The 16310-nt window shown below is 73.2% G+C and carries 15 protein-coding genes and 2 pseudogenes; 5 read left to right on the top strand and 12 right to left on the bottom strand.

Features of this window, described 5'->3' with window-relative positions; genetic code table 11:
* Positions 1 to 307: 307 nt before the first annotated feature.
* On the bottom strand, positions 308 to 619 hold the full coding sequence (locus ACLF5H_RS07005) for a hypothetical protein (protein WP_421675181.1): 312 nt from the start codon (positions 617 to 619) through the stop codon (positions 308 to 310).
* Positions 620 to 722: 103 nt separating this feature from the next.
* The gene (locus ACLF5H_RS07000) at positions 723 to 1310 is read right to left on the bottom strand and encodes a TetR family transcriptional regulator (RefSeq protein ID WP_421675180.1); all 588 of its coding nucleotides are present in this window, start codon (positions 1308 to 1310) and stop codon (positions 723 to 725) included.
* An 86-nt stretch (positions 1311 to 1396) separates the two neighbouring features.
* On the opposite strand from ACLF5H_RS07000, the gene ACLF5H_RS06995 reads away from it, so the two are divergent.
* Positions 1397 to 2326, top strand: coding sequence for an SDR family oxidoreductase (locus ACLF5H_RS06995; protein WP_421675179.1), 930 nt, complete (start codon positions 1397 to 1399; stop codon positions 2324 to 2326).
* Between the two features lie 147 nt (positions 2327 to 2473).
* Here the strand turns inward: ACLF5H_RS06995 and rox are convergent, their stop codons facing one another.
* Positions 2474 to 3907 carry a rifampin monooxygenase gene (gene rox / locus ACLF5H_RS06990; RefSeq protein ID WP_421675178.1) on the bottom strand — a complete coding sequence of 478 codons (1434 nt, stop codon included), beginning with the start codon at positions 3905 to 3907 and terminating at the stop codon, positions 2474 to 2476.
* Positions 3908 to 4251: 344 nt separating this feature from the next.
* Here rox and ACLF5H_RS06985 point away from each other — a divergent pair, with 344 nt between their 5' ends.
* Positions 4252 to 5058 carry an SGNH/GDSL hydrolase family protein gene (locus ACLF5H_RS06985; protein WP_421675177.1) on the top strand — a complete coding sequence of 269 codons (807 nt, stop codon included), beginning with the start codon at positions 4252 to 4254 and terminating at the stop codon, positions 5056 to 5058.
* Between the two features lie 69 nt (positions 5059 to 5127).
* Here the strand turns inward: ACLF5H_RS06985 and ACLF5H_RS06980 are convergent, their stop codons facing one another.
* The 9 genes and pseudogenes from ACLF5H_RS06980 to ACLF5H_RS06940 form a co-directional block, all read right to left on the bottom strand.
* Positions 5128 to 5376 carry a hypothetical protein gene (locus ACLF5H_RS06980; protein WP_421675176.1) on the bottom strand — a complete coding sequence of 83 codons (249 nt, stop codon included), beginning with the start codon at positions 5374 to 5376 and terminating at the stop codon, positions 5128 to 5130.
* Positions 5363 to 5620 carry a DUF6400 family protein gene (locus ACLF5H_RS06975; RefSeq protein WP_421675175.1) on the bottom strand — a complete coding sequence of 86 codons (258 nt, stop codon included), beginning with the start codon at positions 5618 to 5620 and terminating at the stop codon, positions 5363 to 5365. The genes ACLF5H_RS06980 and ACLF5H_RS06975 overlap by 14 nt, the downstream gene beginning before the upstream one ends.
* Before the next feature lie 347 nt (positions 5621 to 5967).
* Positions 5968 to 6117 (bottom strand): annotated as a pseudogene (gene rpmG / locus ACLF5H_RS06970) (50S ribosomal protein L33); the annotation flags it as partial.
* Positions 6118 to 6259: 142 nt separating this feature from the next.
* Positions 6260 to 7216 (bottom strand): hypothetical protein, encoded by a 957-nt coding sequence (locus ACLF5H_RS06965; protein WP_421675174.1) that lies wholly within the window; start codon positions 7214 to 7216, stop codon positions 6260 to 6262.
* A gap of 164 nt (positions 7217 to 7380) precedes the next feature.
* Positions 7381 to 8658 (bottom strand): FAD-dependent oxidoreductase, encoded by a 1278-nt coding sequence (locus ACLF5H_RS06960; RefSeq protein WP_421675315.1) that lies wholly within the window; start codon positions 8656 to 8658, stop codon positions 7381 to 7383.
* Between the two features lie 123 nt (positions 8659 to 8781).
* A pseudogene (locus ACLF5H_RS06955) lies at positions 8782 to 10004 on the bottom strand (XdhC family protein).
* Positions 9997 to 12171, bottom strand: coding sequence for a xanthine dehydrogenase family protein molybdopterin-binding subunit (locus ACLF5H_RS06950; RefSeq protein WP_421675173.1), 2175 nt, complete (start codon positions 12169 to 12171; stop codon positions 9997 to 9999). The pseudogene ACLF5H_RS06955 and the gene ACLF5H_RS06950 overlap by 8 nt, the downstream one beginning before the upstream one ends.
* The gene (locus tag ACLF5H_RS06945; RefSeq protein ID WP_421675172.1) at positions 12168 to 13160 is read right to left on the bottom strand and encodes an FAD binding domain-containing protein; all 993 of its coding nucleotides are present in this window, start codon (positions 13158 to 13160) and stop codon (positions 12168 to 12170) included. The genes ACLF5H_RS06950 and ACLF5H_RS06945 overlap by 4 nt, the downstream gene beginning before the upstream one ends.
* Entirely contained in the window at positions 13157 to 13729 is a 573-nt protein-coding gene (locus ACLF5H_RS06940; protein WP_421675171.1) for a 2Fe-2S iron-sulfur cluster-binding protein, read from the bottom strand. Before ACLF5H_RS06940 ends, ACLF5H_RS06945 begins: the two co-directional genes overlap by 4 nt.
* Positions 13730 to 14099: 370 nt before the next feature.
* Between ACLF5H_RS06940 and ACLF5H_RS06935 the strand changes: the two genes are divergently transcribed.
* The 3 genes from ACLF5H_RS06935 to ACLF5H_RS06925 all read left to right on the top strand — a co-directional run bounded on the left by ACLF5H_RS06935 (position 14100) and on the right by ACLF5H_RS06925 (position 16303).
* Positions 14100 to 14669 carry a TetR/AcrR family transcriptional regulator gene (locus tag ACLF5H_RS06935; RefSeq protein ID WP_421675170.1) on the top strand — a complete coding sequence of 190 codons (570 nt, stop codon included), beginning with the start codon at positions 14100 to 14102 and terminating at the stop codon, positions 14667 to 14669.
* 151 nt (positions 14670 to 14820) lie between these two features.
* Positions 14821 to 14976 (top strand): DUF6131 family protein, encoded by a 156-nt coding sequence (locus tag ACLF5H_RS06930; protein WP_421675169.1) that lies wholly within the window; start codon positions 14821 to 14823, stop codon positions 14974 to 14976.
* Positions 14977 to 15199: 223 nt separating this feature from the next.
* Positions 15200 to 16303: a PP2C family protein-serine/threonine phosphatase gene (locus tag ACLF5H_RS06925; RefSeq protein ID WP_421675314.1), complete on the top strand. Its 1104-nt coding sequence runs from the start codon at positions 15200 to 15202 to the stop codon at positions 16301 to 16303.
* The last annotated feature ends 7 nt before the right edge of the window (positions 16304 to 16310 follow it).

The following is a 16310-nucleotide window of genomic DNA, read 5'->3' as shown; positions in this document are numbered from 1 at the left end:
AGGCCCGGCATCCCCTACGGACACCCCGAGCGAAAAGACCGGGGTTCGCCCCTGATGTACGGATAGTGACGGTCCGTCACCCTTGGGACATGAGCGATGAACACCCGCGCCCCGACCGGCCGGACCAACCGGACCTATGTGGTCACTCAGATGACCTGCGACTCCCCCGCGGCCCCGGGGCCCCGGAGCGAAGAGGGCGGCTTCCCGTGCCATCCCACTCCCCCGGGCCCGGCAACCCCGCACCTGGGCACCGCGTCGACGGCGGGCCCGGCCCACCGCGGCTGTACCGGCGGACAGCGGGCCCGCGTCAGCCCTGGCCGCGGAAGGCGGGCACGTACTGGGCCAGCTGGTCCTTCACCCACGGGTCGAACACGGCCAGCCGACGCTTGGCCGCGGGGTCGAACTGCGCCAGCTGTCCCTCGATCCAGGGGTCGAGCCGGTGGCCGCCACGGTGGGCGGAGCCGCTGGGGCCGCCGGTCTGGCTCGCGGTGGCGCGGGCGGGGAGGTGCGCGGCGCTCTGCGGGGCCGCCGCCGCGGTCCCGGCGGTGGCGAGCAGGGCCCCACCGACCAGTGCCACCGAAGCTCCGACCGTCCCCGCGTGCCGTGCCAGCTTGATCATGTTCGTCTCCTTCCACTACGACCGGTGACGAGCCCCGGGCACCATGTAGCGGATTGCCCGACTGTGCGGCTCGACCGTCCGGTGGAGGCGTCTACCCCACCCGTCACACCTCACTCATCGGAGCGTTTCCGCCCAGGGCCACGGCCTTGAGTTCGTCGAGCGATTCCCGCGCCAGCCGGGCCAGCGGGCGGGTCTCGTCGGCGGTGATCCAGCGTTCGAAGGCCACCTTGAAGACGGCGACGCCGGTCTCGGCGGTGAGGCTGGCGACCGAGGGCGGGACACCGCGGTCACGGAGCGTGTCGGTGAGGGCGGCGGCCAGGGAGGCGAGTTTGATCAGTTCGCGTTCACGGAGTTCCGCGGTCGCCGAGATCACGGCCTGGCGTTTACGGGCGAAGTCGCGCCGCTCCTCGAACACCGCGCAGATCGCGTCCAGGCCCGCCGCCATCGCGTCGATCGGCGCGGCGGACGGCGGGGTGTCGGCGACCGCCTGTGCGAACAGCCGCTCCAGTTCGATGGCGCCGGAGAACAGCACCTCGCGCTTGTCGGCGTAGTGCCGGAAGAACGTGCGCTCGGTGAGTCCCGCGCTCTTGGCGATCTCCGCCACGGTGGTCTGCTCGAACCCGCGCTCGCCGTACAGATCCAACGCCGCCTTCGCGAGGCGCTCGCGCGCGTTCGGCTCCCATCTGCCCATGACCCGCATCCTACGCGATGACAGCGACTGACATCAGTGCTAGCGTCGATGTCAGTAACTGACATCAAAGTGTCTGGGGATCTCTCATGCGCGTTTTCGTGACCGGGGCGTCCGGCTGGATCGGTTCGGCCGTCGTTCCGGAACTCATCGGGGCGGGCCATCAGGTCGTCGGCCTGGCCCGTTCCGACGCCTCCGCCGAGGCGCTGACCGCGGCCGGCGCCGAGGTCGTCCGGGGCAGCCTGGACGATCTGGACGTCCTGCGTGCCGCGGCCGCCGACTCGGACGGCGTGATCCATCTCGCCTTCAAGCACGACGTGGCCTTCTCCGGCGGCTTCCAGAGTGCCGCGGAGGCCGACCGCAGGGCCGTCGACGTGCTCACCGAGACGCTCGTCGGCAGCGACCGCCCGTTCGTGCTCGCCTCCGGGCTGGCCGGGCTCAGGCCGGGGCGGGTGGCGACGGAGCAGGACATGCCGGTGGTCGAGGGCGACTCGCCGGTCCTGATCCGTGGCATCACCGCACAGGCCGTCCTCGCGTGCGCGGAGCGCGGGGTGCGGTCGTCCGTGGTCCGGCTCTCCCCCACCTGCCACGGCGACGGGGACAACGGCTTCATGGCCTCCCTGATCGGCGTCGCGCGGGAGAAGGGCGTCTCCGGCTACCCCGGTGAGGGCGCCAACCGCTGGCCGGCCGTCCACCGGCTGGACGCGGCGCGGCTGTTCCGGCTCGCGGTCGAGAAGGCCCCGGCCGGCACGGTGCTGCACGGGACCGCCGAGGAGGGCGTGCCGCTCCGTGAGATCGCCGAGGCGATCGGGCGTCAGCTGAAGCTGCCGACGGTGTCGGTGGGTGCCGAGGACCTGGCCGGGCACTTCGGCTGGATGAGCGGCTTCGTCGGTCTCGACGCCCCCGCGTCGAACGCCGCCACCCGCGCCCTGCTCGACTGGGACCCGACCGGGCCGAGCCTCCTCGCCGACCTGGAGGAGGGCCACTACTTCCGGGCCACCGAGGACAGCGCCGTCTGACGCCGAGGGGCGGCCACCGGGCGCGCGTCTACGGATGCGCGTCCGGGCGGCCCGCCTCGCGAGATCCCCGTGAAATCCCCTTGCGGGGAGGGGAATCGGGGACCGAGACCGATCCCGTGCCCGGCACACGCACTGGGCCAGTCGCTCCTAGCGGGGCGTCCCTGGTGCGCCGAACCACCTCGGCAGTCGTTCGGTGAGGTCGGACGGGTCCTCGCCCGCCCAGGCCACATGGCCGTCGGGCCGCAAGAGCACGGCGGGGGCGTCCAGTTGGTCACTGCCGTCGACGACATGGTCGATCCGGTCGGCCCAGCCGGTCACGGAGAGGCGGCCGGTACGGTCGAGGAGCAGCCCGCGGCCCTGGTGCAGCAGTTCGTAGAGGCGTCCCTGCTTCAGCGGCATGTCGGGGAGGCGGCGGCCGAGGAGTTCGTGGCCGGTGCCGAAGTCGTAGCGGATGCCGGTCGCGATGATCTTCTCGGTCAGCCGCCGGTTCACCTCGTCGAGGTCCATGAGTTCCGAGAGCAGTCGGCGTACCGCCTGGGCCCCCGGTTCGAGGGAGACCAGTTCCATCTGGGCCCGGGTGTTGTCGAGCACGTCGGCGGCGACGGGATGGCGTTCGCGCTCATAGGTGTCGAGCAGCCCCTGGGGCGCCCAGCCTTCGATCTCGGCGGCCAGTTTCCAGCCGAGGTTGAACGCGTCCTGGACGCCGAGGTTGAGCCCTTGCCCGCCCATCGGCGGGTGGACGTGGGCCGCGTCGCCGGCCAGCAGGACGCGGCCGACCCGGTAGCGCTCGGCCTGCCGGGTGCCGTCGCCGAAGCGGGAGAGCCAGCGCGGCGCGTGGATGCCGAAGTCGGTGCCTGCGATCGCCCGCAGTTGCCGTCGTACCTCGTCCAGGGTCGGCGGGGCCACGCGGTCCTCGGCGACGCCGTCGGCCGGTACGACGAAGCGGTACACCCCGTCCTCCAGCGGTCCGAGACCGAACCGCAGCTGGGTCTTGCGGACCTCGGTCACCACGGCGTCCACCTCCTCGGGCGAGGCGGTCAGCCGGGCCTCGCCGAGCAGTGTGTCGGCCCGGGAGGGCTCGCCGGGGAAGGCGACGCCGAGCAGCTTGCGCACCGTACTGCGGCCGCCGTCGCAGCCGACGAGGTAGCGCGAGCGCAGTCGGGTGCCGTCGGCCAGTTCGACGGTCACCCCGTCCTCGTCCTGGCTCAGCCCGGCCACCTCGCCGCCCCGGCGGATCTCGGCGCCCAGCTCCGTGGCGTGCTCGGCCAGCAGGCGGTCGGTGACGGGCTGCGGAATGCCGAGGACGTAGGGGTGCGCGGTGTCCAGGCCCGTCGGCGAGGGCTTGCGGATGCCCGCGAAGAAGCCGCCGAGGGGGTACTTCTTGCCCTGGGCGAGGAAGCGTTCCAGCAGGCCCCGCTGGTCCAGCACCTCGATGCTGCGCGCGTGCAGCCCGAGTGCCCGGACGATCCGGGTGGGCTCCGCCTCCTTCTCCAGCACGACGGTGCGGACGCCGTGCAGCCGTAGCTCGGCGGCCAGCATCAGACCGGTCGGTCCGCCGCCCGCGATGATCACATCGATCATGAAAGTCCTCACCCACAACAGGCGCCCCACCTGCGGTTCGCCGTCCAGAGCGGAGATTGTGCGGCATGGGAGGGGCCTTGCCGCAAGGCCCCCCACCCGCTATAAGTTGAGAGTGGCAAGGAGTACGTACTCCTTGCCTTTTCCGTTTCCTTGCCTTTTCCGTTTCCGTTCGGCCGTGCGGGTGACGTCCTTTCGGGTGAACGCCGGGTGGGTGGCGGGCCGACGGCGCCACGCGCGATGCCTTCCGCCCCGAGCCCCCGCCCCGGGTGCACTGACGGAGTGGATTGTCAACGTCGCGGACCGTGACGAGGCGGCGGTGTCGCGGGTGCGCGATAAACGGGGGCATGAGACCGTTCCGCATCCAGTCCTGGGCCGCCGCCGTGTCCCTCGCGGGCGCCTGCACCCTCGCCGGTCCCGCCAGCGCACCGGCGGCGCCGAACCGCGCTGCCCTGGACTACGTGGCTCTCGGGGACTCCTACTCGGCCGGTGTCGGCGCCGGTGACTACCTCCCCGAGGGCGCGAGCTGTCTGCGCAGCAGCCGCGCGTACCCCGCCCTGTGGGCCTCGACGCACGCCTCGTCCTTCGCCTTCGCCGCCTGCAACGGCGCCAAGACCGGGGATGTGCTGACCAAGCAGCTCGGGGCGCTGAGCGGCCGTACCAACCTGGTCAGCGTCACCGCCGGTGGCAGTGACGCGAGCTGGGCCAAGGTGATGGGGATCTGCGCGCTGCCCGGCACCAAGACGTGCCTCAACGCCATCGACGCCGCGCGCTCCTACGTCGACAGGACGCTGCCCGCGAACCTGGACCGGCTCTACTCGGGGATCCGGGGCAAGGCGCCGCGCGCCCGCGTCGTGGTGCTCGGCTATCCGCACTTCTACCAGCTGCACGGCACCTGCACGCGGGGGCTGGAGGACACGGAGCGGGCGGCGCTCAACGCGGCCATCGACCACCTCGACGGCGTGATCGCCCAGCATGCCACCGGTCACGGGTTCGCGTTCGCGGACGCCCGGACCGCGTTCGGCGGGCACGAGATCTGTTCCGCGGGGCCGTGGCTGCGCAGCGTCGAGGTGCTGGACCTCACCGAGTCGTACCACCCGAACGCCTCCGGGCAGTCCCTCGGCTACCTGCCCCTGTTCACCCGCGCGGCCTGAGGCCGGGCACCCCCGGCGCGGGCGGCACCCCCGGCGCGGGCGACGCGGCAGGCGTGGCAAGCACGGACGTCAGCGGTCGTCCGATGCCCGGTTCCGTCGTCCCCGGCTCGCGCCGAAGCCCGTCTCGTGGTCCCAGACATAGGTGCAGGTCGGGCACTGGAGGTGGAGCATGCTGCCGGTGTTCGAGAGCAGATAGCGCCAGTGCCGGGTGCACCCGCGGCGTTCCTCGCAGGTGGCGCAGCCCTGGTGGTCCGAGCAGTTCGGGCAGGTCACCCAGGCGCGTCGGCCGATGTCCGCCTGCGGATCAAGCGGTAGCACGGCCGTCTCCGCGTTCGGGCAGCACACCGGCGGCGACCAGCTCGTCGTAGATGCGCTGCTGCTCCTCGTCGAGGTCGGAGTAGAGCAGATCCTGGGCCGCGTCCTCGTCCCGCAGCGCCTTGACGGGGTCCCACGTGGGGCCGACGGCGTCCATGACATGGGCGCGCCGGAGCATCTCATGGGCGGTGAGGTCGACGGAGAACTCGACCGGCTGGGCGGGCGGGGTGGGGTCATAAGCGGACATACATACGAACTTAGGTAGCCCTTCCCCGCCAGGACAAGGGTGGGTGGGGGACATCACAGCGGGTCGGCGCGGCCCGGGGGGGGGGGGGGGGGGGGGGGGGGGGGGGGGGGGGGGGGGGGGGGAGGGGGGGGGGGGGGGGGATGGGGAAGTGTTAATGCCCCCTCCCCCAGCCGCCGTCACGGTCATCGGGAACACCGGGGTCGCCCCCGGGGGCTCAGCGCTCCTCCCCCGCCCGCTGTGGATGCAAGGGTGGGGCCAGACCGAGACCGGCCCGCTGACCTTCCGCTTCCACACCCGGCGCGGCACGCTCGCCCCGGACGCGGAGACCACGGCGCGCCGCCTCGGCCGAACGCGACGTGCTCCCCGGCGACCGGGTCGTACTTGCGCAGCACGAGCCGGTCGGGGTCGTTGAGACGGTTCTTTCGCGTCACATAGGTGACGCCGGTCCCGGCCGTCGACTTGAGCCTGACGACGGGACGCGCGGTGCTGCGTGCCATGGGATACCTTTCCGCCCGGTCCTCGCCCTCGCCCTTCTCGGGCTCTGTTCCGGGCATGCCAATCAGGGCATGTCAACGGGGCCACCGCCCCGGATATTCCGGCACCGGCGGGCCCTCGCCGGCAGGTCCCCGCGCCCCGTCGTCACAGGCCGACGGTGGCCCTGCGCTGCGCCTGGTCGTACTCCGCGAGGGCCTCGCCGCCGAGCTGCCAGGGCCAGGAGGTGACGATGCCGCCCAGGGCCTCGAAGACGGGCGCGGCGTCGCGGCGGCGGTCGGCGGCCATCAGGGCGTAGGCGAGCAGGTTGAGGTCGGCGAGCGCCTTGGCGTGGCGGAGGAACCCCGGCTGGGGCCAGGTGTGGGCCACGCGGTCGAGGGCCTGGGCGGCCATGGCGTGAGACCAGTGGTTGCGGGCCACCAGGGCCTCGAATCCGCCGCGGCCGAGGACGGAGTGGTACTGGAGGATCTGGGCGGTGAGCTCGATGCCCGCACAGGGGGCGTTCGCCGGCATACGGGCGCACAGGGTGTCCACGAACTCCAGGACCTGGATGCGCGAGCCGCCCTCCTCGGGGCTGAGGTAGCCGAGCATGCCGAGGTAGGCCTCGCGGTTCCAGCGGTCGCGGGCGAGCACCTCGTTCCACACGCCGAACGCCTGAGGCTGGGCCCAGCGCTGGAGGCGGGCCACCGCCAGCAGGGCGACCCAGGGGGTGGGGTCGTCGGGGGCGATCTCGGCGGCCCGCAGACAGAGGTCGGTGGCGCCGGAGGCGTCCTCCGGGCGGCCCTGGGCGCGGGCGTCGGCAACCATGGTCCAGGCGTGCAGCACGAGCGCGTCGGCGCTGCGCGGCTCGCGCGCGGCCCAGGAGCGCGGCAGATGTGACGCCGTCAGGAAGTCCGCCAGGACGTCGATGCGGTGCGTACGGCGGTCCCAGTCACCCGGGTCCTGGTCGAGCAGGCGGGTGATCTGCGCCGCGCACAGGTCGGTCGTCGCGATCGTCCCGGTCCGGGTCGTCGCCCGCAGGGACTTGAGAAGTCTGCCCAGCTCCTGGTCGTCCAGCTCGGGAGCCAGACGCGTTCTCCTGCGGCGACTTGAAAGAAAAGCCATGGGGGGAGGCTAGGGGTGTTCGTCCCTTGCACAAGGTCTGCGCCAAGATCGTTATGGATTACCCCGCTTACCCGCGGTTACCTGTCCATTGGCTGGGAATTTCCTGTCCGGACGGCACCCCGTCAGCAGGCCGGACGGCACCCCGTCAGTAGATTTGTCCCCCGCTACGACGCCTCGCCCGGGCCCCCTCCACCGGCTCGGGCGGCGGCCTTGCGGACCGCCGCCGCGGGTGGCCGCTCGCGCCGGGCGCCGTAGGCGATGAAGTAGGCGGGCAGCCTGCGCAACCGCCGTGATCCGGCGAGCAGATGGGCGACGCGCCGGGCCCGGTCCGCGTCGCCGAGCGGTGGCCTGCCCTCCAGCACGGGGCGGATGAGACGGGCGTGGGCCAGCCGCTGGAGCGTCTGGGTGGCGACCGTCGTGGGCCGGCGCCGGCGCTGCACCCCGCGCAGCTCGCGCTCGCTCACGGCACCCCGGCGCAGCGGTCCGGCGAGATGGCGGGCGGTGGCCACGGCGTCCTGGACCGCGAGGTTGATGCCGATGCCGAAGACCGGGGACATGGCGTGCGCCGCGTCGCCGATGCACAGCAGTCCGGGGCGGTACCAGCGGCGCAGCCGGTCCAGGCGTACGTCGAGGAGCTTGACCTCGTCCCAGGAGCGCAGGGCGTCGGTGCGGTCGGCGAGCCAGGGCACGGCCGCGGTGAACTCGGCCCGGAACCGGTCCAGTCCGGCGGCGCGACGGTCGGCGTCGGTGCCCTTGGGGATGAGCGCGGCGCACTGCCAGTACGCGCCGCGGTCGATCATCGCGGTGAGGAAGCGGTCGCCCGCGCCGCCGACCAGGCCGCTCGGATCGCCGGTGCGGCGCGGCAGCCGGAACCACCAGGCGTCCATCGGGCAGTCGAAGGAGCGCGGCCCCAGCTCCCGCCGGGCGCGGGCGAGCGAGCCCCGGCCGTCGCAGGCGACGGTGAGCAGGGCGCGCAGTTCGCCGGTGCGGCCGTCGGCGGTGCGGTAGCGCACCCCGGTCACCCGCCCCGCCTCGGTCAGGAAGCCGGTGGCCTCCGTGTTCATCCGCAAGCGGAAGGAGGGTTCGCGGCGGGCCTCGTCGGCGAGCAGGTCGAGGAGGTCCCACTGGGGCACCATCGCCACGTAGTTGTAGGGGCCGCGCAGCACCGACAGGTCGGCGACGGTGACCTGCGGGCGACCGGGGTCGACCGGCAGCCGTACGGTGCGCACCCGGCGCTGCGGCAGCCGGGCGAACCGCTCGGCCAGGCCCAGCTCGTCCAGCAGCGCCAGGGTGGAGGGGTGGACGGTGTCGCCGCGGAAGTCGCGCAGGAAGTCGCCGTGTTTCTCCAGCACCGTCACCTCGACGCCGGAGCGGGCGAGCAGCAGGGCGAGCACCATGCCCGCCGGGCCGCCGCCCACCACACAGCACGTGGTCCGCTCCACGGGGTCGCCCGTGCCCGCCCTGTCCGCACTGCCCACCGTGTCCATCGCGGTCCTGCCCTTCGCCGGAGCAGTAATTCATCGGACGATGAATATCCTGGTCCTACTCTACCCACCGTCCCCGTCTCACACTCCCGCCGCCACGGCGGGCGGCCGGTCCCGGTGGATCGGTGCCCGGCCGCCGGTCAGCGGCGCCCCGGTGCCGCCCCGCCGGGCGGCGACGATCTCCGCCGCGATGGACAGGGCGGTCTCCTCGGGCGTACGGGCGCCCAGGTCGAGGCCGATCGGCGAGCGCAGCCGGGCCAGTTGGCGCTCGCTCACACCCTCCGCGCGCAGCCGCCGCGCCCGGTCCTCGTGGGTGCGCCGGGAGCCCATCGCGCCGATGAACGCCAGCGGCATGCCGAGGGCCACCTTGAGCAGCGGTACGTCGAACTTCGCGTCGTGGGTGAGCACGCACAGCACGGTCCGGGCGTCGGTCGCGGTGCGCCGCAGATAGCGGTGCGGCCAGTCGACGACCACCTCGTCGGCGTCGGGGAAGCGGGCCGGGGTGGCGAAGACGGGGCGGGCGTCGCAGACAGTCACATGGTGGCCGAGGAACTTGCCGGCCCGCGCCAGCGCCGAGGCGAAGTCCACCGCGCCGAAGATGATCATGCGCGGGGGCGGCACATCGGACTCGACCAGCAGGGTGAGGCCGCCGGGGCAGTGCGAGCCGTCCGCGGAGATCTCCACCGTGGCGGTACGGCCCGTCTCCAGCAGGGCGCTCGCCTCGGCCACCGCCGTGCGGTCGAGGTCCTGGTGGCCGCCGAGCGTGCCCTCGTGGGCGCCGCCGGGCCGTACGAGGAGGGTTCGGCCCAACATGCCGTCGGGGCCGCGGGCGACCCGGGCGAGGGCCGCCGGCTCACCCCCGGCGGCCAGCGCGAGGGCCGCGGCACCATCGTGCCGCAGCTGTGGCACATCGGAATGGTCCGCAAGGACGGCGACGCCCCCTTCCCGGCTGCCCCCGCGATGGGCCCCTCCGGCCTGGTCACCGCGGGCGCCGCGCCCACCGGGGTGACCAGGACATCGATCACCCCGCCGCAGGTCAGCCCCACGGCGAAGGCGTCCTCGTCGCTGTACCCGAACCGCTCGACGACGCTCCGGCCGCTCTCCAGCGCCTCCTGGCACAGGTCGTAGACCGCGCCCTCCACACAGCCGCCGGAGACCGAGCCGATGACGGTGCCCGAGCGGTCGACGGCGAGGGCGGCGCCGGGATCGCGCGGGGCGCTGCCGCCGACCGCCACCACCGTGGCGACCGCGAACTCCCGCCCCTCGGCCAGCCATCGGGTCAGCTCGGCCGCCAGATCAAGCATCCGGCGCCCCCGCCGTCAGGACGCGCCCCGGACTGATCGGCAGATCGCGGTGGCGGGCGCCGGTCGCGTGCCAGACGGCGTTGGCGACGGCGGCCGCGGCACCCACGATGCCGATCTCGCCGATGCCCTTGATGCCGACCGGGTCGTCCGGGTCCGGGTCCTCGATCCAGTCCGCCTCGATGCGCGGGACGTCGGCGTGGGTCGCGACGTGGTACCCGGCGAGGTCGGCGCCGACGAGGCCGCCCGAGGCGCGGTCGCGCAGCGCCTCCTCGTGCAGGGCCATGGAGATGCCCCAGGTCATGCCGCCGAGGAACTGGTTGCGCGCGGTGAGCGGGTTGATGATCCGGCCCGCCGCGAAGATCCCGAGCATCCGGCGCACCCGCACCTCGCCGGTGCCGACGTCCACCGCCACCTCGGCGAACTGGGCGCCGAAGGAGTGCCGTTCGGCGGCGGCGAGCGCGCCGATGGCCGCGGTGGTGTCGGAGCGGACGGTGATGCCCTCGGCCGGGATGTCGGCGCCGAGGGCGAGCCGCTCGCGCAGTTCCTCGGCCGCGATCTTGACCGCCCAGGACCAGGAGCGGGTGCCCATGGAGCCACCGGCGATCATCGCCGGTCCGAAGGCGCTGTCGCCGATGCGGACCCGGACCCGCTCGGGCGCCACACCCAGCGCGTCCGCGGCGACCAGGGTGAGGGCCGTACGGGCCCCGGTGCCGATGTCGGCGGCGGCGATCCGGACGGTGAAGACGCCGTCCGGATGGGCGGTGGCGGTCGCCGTGGAGGGCGCCGCGCCCGCCTGGAAGGAGGCCGCCGCGGTGCCGGTGCCCAGCAGCCAGCGGCCGTCGCGGCGCGTGCCGGGGCGGCCCAGCAGCCAGCGGCCGTCGCGGCGCGTGCCGGGGCGCGGGTCGCGCTCGGCCCAGCCGAACCTGCGGGCGCCCTCCCGGAAGCAGTCGGCCAGCCGTCGGCCGGCGAACGGCAGGCCCGACACCGGACCCCGCTCGGCGTCGTTGCGCAGCCGCAGTTCGATCGGGTCGAGCCCGCAGGCGACGGCGAGTTCGTCCAGCGCGGACTCCAGCGCGAACGAGCCCGGCGCCTCGCCCGGGGCGCGCATGAAGGTCGGGCTCGGCACATCGAGCCGTACCACGCGGTTCTCGGTGCGGTGGGCGTCGGCGTCGTACATCACCCGCGCCACCCCGGCGCTGGGCTCCACGAACTCGTAGACGGTGGAGGTGTGGCTGAGGGCGCGGTGCTCCAGGGCGCGCAGCCGTCCCTCCGCGTCGACGCCGAGCCTGACCCGCTGGACGGTGGGGCTGCGGTGGCCGGCCAGCGTGAACATCTGACGCCGGGTCATGACCACGCGCACCGGGCGCCCCAGCACGTTCGCGGCCATCGCGGCGGCCACCTGGTGGGCGCGCACGCCCTTGCTGCCGAAGCCGCCGCCGACATGTTCGGAGCGCACCCGTACGGCGGCCGGGTCGAGCGAGAAGAGGCTGGCGAGGTCGCCGTTGACCCAGGTGGCACCCTGGTTGGAGTCGACCACCTCGAGGCGGCCCTCGTCCCACACGGCGGTGGCCGCGTGCGGCTCCATCGGGTTGTGGTGCTCTTCGGGGGTGGTGTACTCGGCGTCCAGCACCACGGCGGAGGCGGCGAGTTCGGCCTCGATGTCGCCCTTCTCCGTCAGTGCGGGCATGACGCCGTCCAGCGCGTAGGCGTCGGGAGTCTCCGCGGTGAAGTCGGTGGTGTGCGGCTCGGGTTCGTAGTGCACCACGAGCGACTCGGCGGCCTCCCGGGCCTGTTCGGAGGTCTCGGCCACCACGAGCGCCACCGGCCAGCCCAGGTGCGGCACCCGGTCGTGCTGGAAGACGGCGCAGGTCGGGTCGGGCCGCATGCCCAGCAGACTGGGGAAGTCGGTGTTCAGACGCAGCGCGTTGCGGTGGTCGAGGACCGCGAGGACTCCGGGCATGGCGAGCACCGCGTCGGTGTCGAGGGCGCTGATGCGGCCGCGGCCGACCGTGGAGAGGGCCAGCCAGCCGTGGGCGAGGTCGGTGAACGGGATCTCGCCCGCGTACCGGGCGGCGCCGGTGACCTTCTCCACGCCCTCCACGCGGGTGCGGGCGGTGCCGACGGACGGCGCGCGGGTGGCCGTCTCGGTGGCGGTGACGGTGGTCATCGGGCGGCCTCCTCGGCGAGTTCGGTGAGCACGGCCACGACGAGGTTGCGCATCAGGGTCACCTTGTATTCGTTGTGCGACAGCGGCCGGGCGGCGGCCAGTTCGGCCTCGGCAGCGGCGGCGTAGGTCTCGGGGGCGGCCGGCGCCCCGGTCAGCACCTCCTCGGCGGCCCGGGCCCGCCAGGGCCGGGAGGCGACCGCGCCGAGGGCGAGCCGCGCCTCGCGCACGACGCCGTCCCTGATGTCGAGCGCGGCCGCGAGGGAGCCGATGGCGAACGCGTAGGAGGCACGCTCGCGCACCTTGCGGTAGCGGGAGCGGGCGGCGACCGGCGCGGGCGGCAGGACGACACCGGTGATCAGCGCGCCGGCCGGCAGTGCGGTCTCCAGGTGCGGGGTCCCGCCGACCGGCAGATAGAACTCGGTGAGCGGCAACTCGCCCGGCCCGTCGGCGGTTTCGTAGTGGACGACGGCGTCGAAGGCGGTGAGCGGGACGGCCATGTCCGAGGGGTGTACGGCCACGCAGTGCTCGGAGGCGCCGAGGATCGCGTGGTTGTGGTGCTCGCCCTCGACGGCGGGGCAACCGCTGCCCGGGATCCGCTTGTTGCAGGGCTGGGTGACGTCGGCGAAGTAGCCGCAGCGGGTGCGCTGGAGCAGATTCCCGCCGACGGTGGCCATGTTGCGCAGCTGCCCGGAGGCACCGGCCAGCACGGCCTGGGCCAGCGCCGGGTAGCGGCGGCGGACCTCGGGGTGGGCGGCGAGGTCGGTGTTGGTGACGGTGGCGCCGATGCGCAGACCGCCGTCCGGCGTCGATTCGACCCGGTCCAGCGGGAGTTCACGGATGTCGACCAGCCGGGTGGGGCGTTCGACGCCGCTCTTCATCAGGTCCACGAGGTTGGTGCCGCCGCCGAGGTAGCGGGTGTCCGGGTCGGCGCCGAGCAGGGCGACGGCGCCCGCGACATCGCCGGCCCGCCGGTAGTCGAACTCCCTCATGCCAGAGCCTCCTCGGACTCGGTCGCGGCAGCCGCGCGCTCGCCGTCCGCCGCCGCCCTGGCCACCGCCTCGACGATGGCGACGTAGGCACCGCATCGGCACAGGTTGCCGCTCATGCGCTCCCGGATCTCCTCGGGCGTCAGCGGCGGCGGTCCCGCCTGCGGCCGGATGTCGTCGGTGACGGCGCTGGGCAGGCCCGCCGCGTGCTCCCTGAGCACCCCGATCGCCGAACAGATCTGCCCCGGGGTGCAGTAACCGCACTGGTAGCCGTCGAGTTCGAGGAACGCCTGCTGCACGGGGTGCAGCCGGTCGCCCTCGGCGACGCCTTCGATCGTGGTGATCTCCCGCCCCTCGGCCGCCACGGCCAGTTGCAGACAGGCGACCGCCCTGCGCCCGTCCAACAGGACGGTGCAGGCCCCGCATTGCCCTTGATCACAGCCTTTCTTGGTGCCGGTCAGGGTGAGGCGTTCACGCAGTGCGTCGAGCAAGGTGGTGCGGTGGTCGACGGGCAGTGTGAACTTCTCGCCGTTGATGTGCAGGGTGATGACACTGGACGTCGGGGAGGCCATGGCAGCTTCTTTCGCGTTTCCAGAAACACAGGGTGTGCAGAGCCGTTGTATGCCGAGCCGTTGTATGTCGAGGTATATCGAGCTGTTGTGCAGCAAGCCGTTGTGTATCGAGCCGTTGCGTATCGAGCCGTCGGTATGCGGGGCGATGATGTGCGGAGCCGGTGCGGCCCGCCGTGACAGGGCCGACGCGGAGCGCCGTGATGACCGCCGTGGTGGGGGGCGGCGGCCTGACGGCTGCCGCGATGGCGGTTCCGCGGCTATCGTGGAGTCAACCGGACAACTGTCCGTTACCTCAGAAACGTAACGGACACCTGTCCGCTTAGCAAGGGCGAGGTTCGGCCACGACCCTCGGGGAGGACGAGTGCCACACATGAAGGACTCACCACGGCGCTCGGACGCGCAGCGCAACCGCGAGCGCATCCTGGAGGTGGCCCTCGCCGAGCTGTCGCGCTGCCCGGACGTCCCGCTGAGCGCCATCGCCCGCAAGGCGGGGGTCGGGCAGGGGACCTTCTACCGCAACTTCCCGAGCCGCGAGGCGCTGGTCCTGGAGATCTACCGCCATGAGATGGGCCATGTCGCGGACAGCGCGGCGCAGTTGCTGGAGGCCCGGCCGCCCGCGCAGGCCCTGCGCGCCTGGATGGACCGGCTCTCCGAGTTCGCCATGACCAAGGCCGGTCTGGCCGACGCGATCCGGCAGGTCACCGGCGCGCCGGGCGGCCCGGCCAAGCCCGCGCACACCCCGGTGACCGACGCGGCCGCGCTCCTGCTGCGGGCCAACGAGGAGGCCGGCACCATCCGGCCCGGCGTCACCGCGGACGACTTCCTGCTCGCCATCGCCGGCCTGTGGCAGCTCGACCCCCGCGAGGACTGGCGGCCGCGCGCCACCCGGCTCCTGGACCTGGTGATGGACGGACTGCGCCGGGGCGCGCCCGGGAGCTGATCGGCGGCCCCCGCGAGAACGGCAGAGGCCCCCGGAACGCCCGGAACAGCTCCCGCGGAGATATCCGGACAGAATTTCGCACCCGGGGTGATGACTCGGCGTACTTCGGGGCACCCGGTCACCAGGAACGTTCGTCGACAGGAGGCGGGCCATGATCGCCCTCGGCATCATCTTGCTCATCGTCGGATTCCTCACCGGGATATCCATTCTGTGGACCATCGGAATCATCCTTCTGGTGATCGGCGCGGTGCTGTGGATCCTCGGATCGATGGGACACGCGGTCGCCGGCCGCCGGCACTACTGGTGAACCGTTCCCCCGGCCGGGCATCCCGGTCCTCCGGGCCGGGTTGCCGGCCCCGGGGGACCGGAACATGCCGCTGAGTGGAGCAATGACCGGTGCGGCGCGGGCCCGCGCACCAGGCTGGATCCTTGTCCAGCCCGTGTGACAGGAGTCCCGTGTGCGAAGTCCACGCCGCCAGCCGGAGGTCGGTGCCGCCACGCGCACCGGAGCACCGGCGCCTCCGGGCTGGATGCGCTGGCTCCCGGTGTTCTACGTCGCGGCCGTACTGATCCTCGAACCGATCACGCCCGTCGACTGGCCCGTGAGCTTTCTGCTGGTCGCGCTGCCGCTGGTGACCGCGTTCGCGCACGGGCCGCGCGCCGTGGCGGGCGCCACGGTCTTCGCGGTCGTCATGGAGGCGGTCCTGGCCGGCACGCCGTGCTGCGCGGGCCGCCCGGTCGGCTATCTGTGGGACCGCCACTACGTCGCCGACTACGTGTGCACGGCACTGGTGGGCGCGCTCGGCACGATCCTCGCCGCGCACCGCATCCGCCGTGAACGCACCCTGGCCGACGTGCGGTTCGTGGCCGAGATCGCGCAGCGCGTGCTGCTGCGGCCGCTTCCGCAGCGGATCGGCAATCTGCGCCTGGAGAGCCTCTATCTGTCCGCCGCCGCGGAGGCGCGCATCGGCGGCGACCTCTACGAGGCCGTGCCCACCGCGTTCGGGGTACGGCTGCTGATCGGCGATGTGCGCGGCAAGGGACTGCTCGCGGTGGAGACGGCCGCGGCGCTGCTCGGCGCGTTCCGTGAGGCCGCGCACGACGAGCCCGATCTCGCCGCCCTGGCCCTGCGCATGGAGCGCAGCATGACGCGCCGGGCCGAGCACCTCGGCGGCAGCGAGATCGGCGAGCGGTTCGTGACCGCGGTCTTCGCCGAGATCCCGGCCGACGGACGGGTCATCCGGGTCGTCAACTGCGGTCATCCGCCGCCGCTGCTGATCCGCGCCGACGAGGTACTGGAGCTGGACAACGGCTGCTCGGGCCCCCCGCTGAACCTCGGTGTGCTGCTTCCGGACCCGCACCACGTCGACCAGTACCCCTTCGGGCCCGGCGAGCAGCTGCTGCTGTACACGGACGGTGTGACCGAGACCAGGGACGCGTCCGGCACCTTCTACCCGCTGGTGCAGCGCCTGCGCTCCTTCGGCCCGCTGCCCCCGCACGAACTGCTGGAACGGCTGCACCACGATCTGCTGGAGTACAGCGGCGACAACCTCCAGGACGACACGGCGGCCCTCGCGGCGTGTCTGCTCGCCGACGACGGGATCCGCGCCGTGGACAGGCCGCACACGTCCTAGCCGAGCC

Origin of the sequence: Streptomyces sp. LaBMicrA B280, from assembly GCF_049222185.1 — a bacterium.
Taxonomy (GTDB): Bacteria; Actinomycetota; Actinomycetes; order Streptomycetales; family Streptomycetaceae; genus Streptomyces; species Streptomyces murinus.
Note: the sequence above shows the minus strand (reverse complement) of the source record. Positions and strands in the feature narration are given on the sequence as shown.

What these genes read in the sequence shown, in the direction of transcription:
- ACLF5H_RS07005 (WP_421675181.1), bottom strand. Translation starts at nt 619, where the DNA reads ATGATCAAGCTGGCACGGCACGCGGGGACGGTCGGAGCTTCGGTGGCA.
- ACLF5H_RS07000 (WP_421675180.1), bottom strand. Translation starts at nt 1,310, where the DNA reads ATGGGCAGATGGGAGCCGAACGCGCGCGAGCGCCTCGCGAAGGCGGCG.
- ACLF5H_RS06995 (WP_421675179.1), top strand. Translation starts at nt 1,397, where the DNA reads ATGCGCGTTTTCGTGACCGGGGCGTCCGGCTGGATCGGTTCGGCCGTC.
- rox (WP_421675178.1), bottom strand. Translation starts at nt 3,907, where the DNA reads ATGATCGATGTGATCATCGCGGGCGGCGGACCGACCGGTCTGATGCTG.
- ACLF5H_RS06985 (WP_421675177.1), top strand. Translation starts at nt 4,252, where the DNA reads ATGAGACCGTTCCGCATCCAGTCCTGGGCCGCCGCCGTGTCCCTCGCG.
- ACLF5H_RS06975 (WP_421675175.1), bottom strand. Translation starts at nt 5,620, where the DNA reads ATGTCCGCTTATGACCCCACCCCGCCCGCCCAGCCGGTCGAGTTCTCC.
- ACLF5H_RS06965 (WP_421675174.1), bottom strand. Translation starts at nt 7,216, where the DNA reads ATGGCTTTTCTTTCAAGTCGCCGCAGGAGAACGCGTCTGGCTCCCGAG.
- ACLF5H_RS06950 (WP_421675173.1), bottom strand. Translation starts at nt 12,171, where the DNA reads ATGACCACCGTCACCGCCACCGAGACGGCCACCCGCGCGCCGTCCGTC.
- ACLF5H_RS06945 (WP_421675172.1), bottom strand. Translation starts at nt 13,160, where the DNA reads ATGAGGGAGTTCGACTACCGGCGGGCCGGCGATGTCGCGGGCGCCGTC.
- ACLF5H_RS06940 (WP_421675171.1), bottom strand. Translation starts at nt 13,729, where the DNA reads ATGGCCTCCCCGACGTCCAGTGTCATCACCCTGCACATCAACGGCGAG.
- ACLF5H_RS06935 (WP_421675170.1), top strand. Translation starts at nt 14,100, where the DNA reads ATGAAGGACTCACCACGGCGCTCGGACGCGCAGCGCAACCGCGAGCGC.
- ACLF5H_RS06930 (WP_421675169.1), top strand. Translation starts at nt 14,821, where the DNA reads ATGATCGCCCTCGGCATCATCTTGCTCATCGTCGGATTCCTCACCGGG.
- ACLF5H_RS06925 (WP_421675314.1), top strand. Translation starts at nt 15,200, where the DNA reads ATGCGCTGGCTCCCGGTGTTCTACGTCGCGGCCGTACTGATCCTCGAA.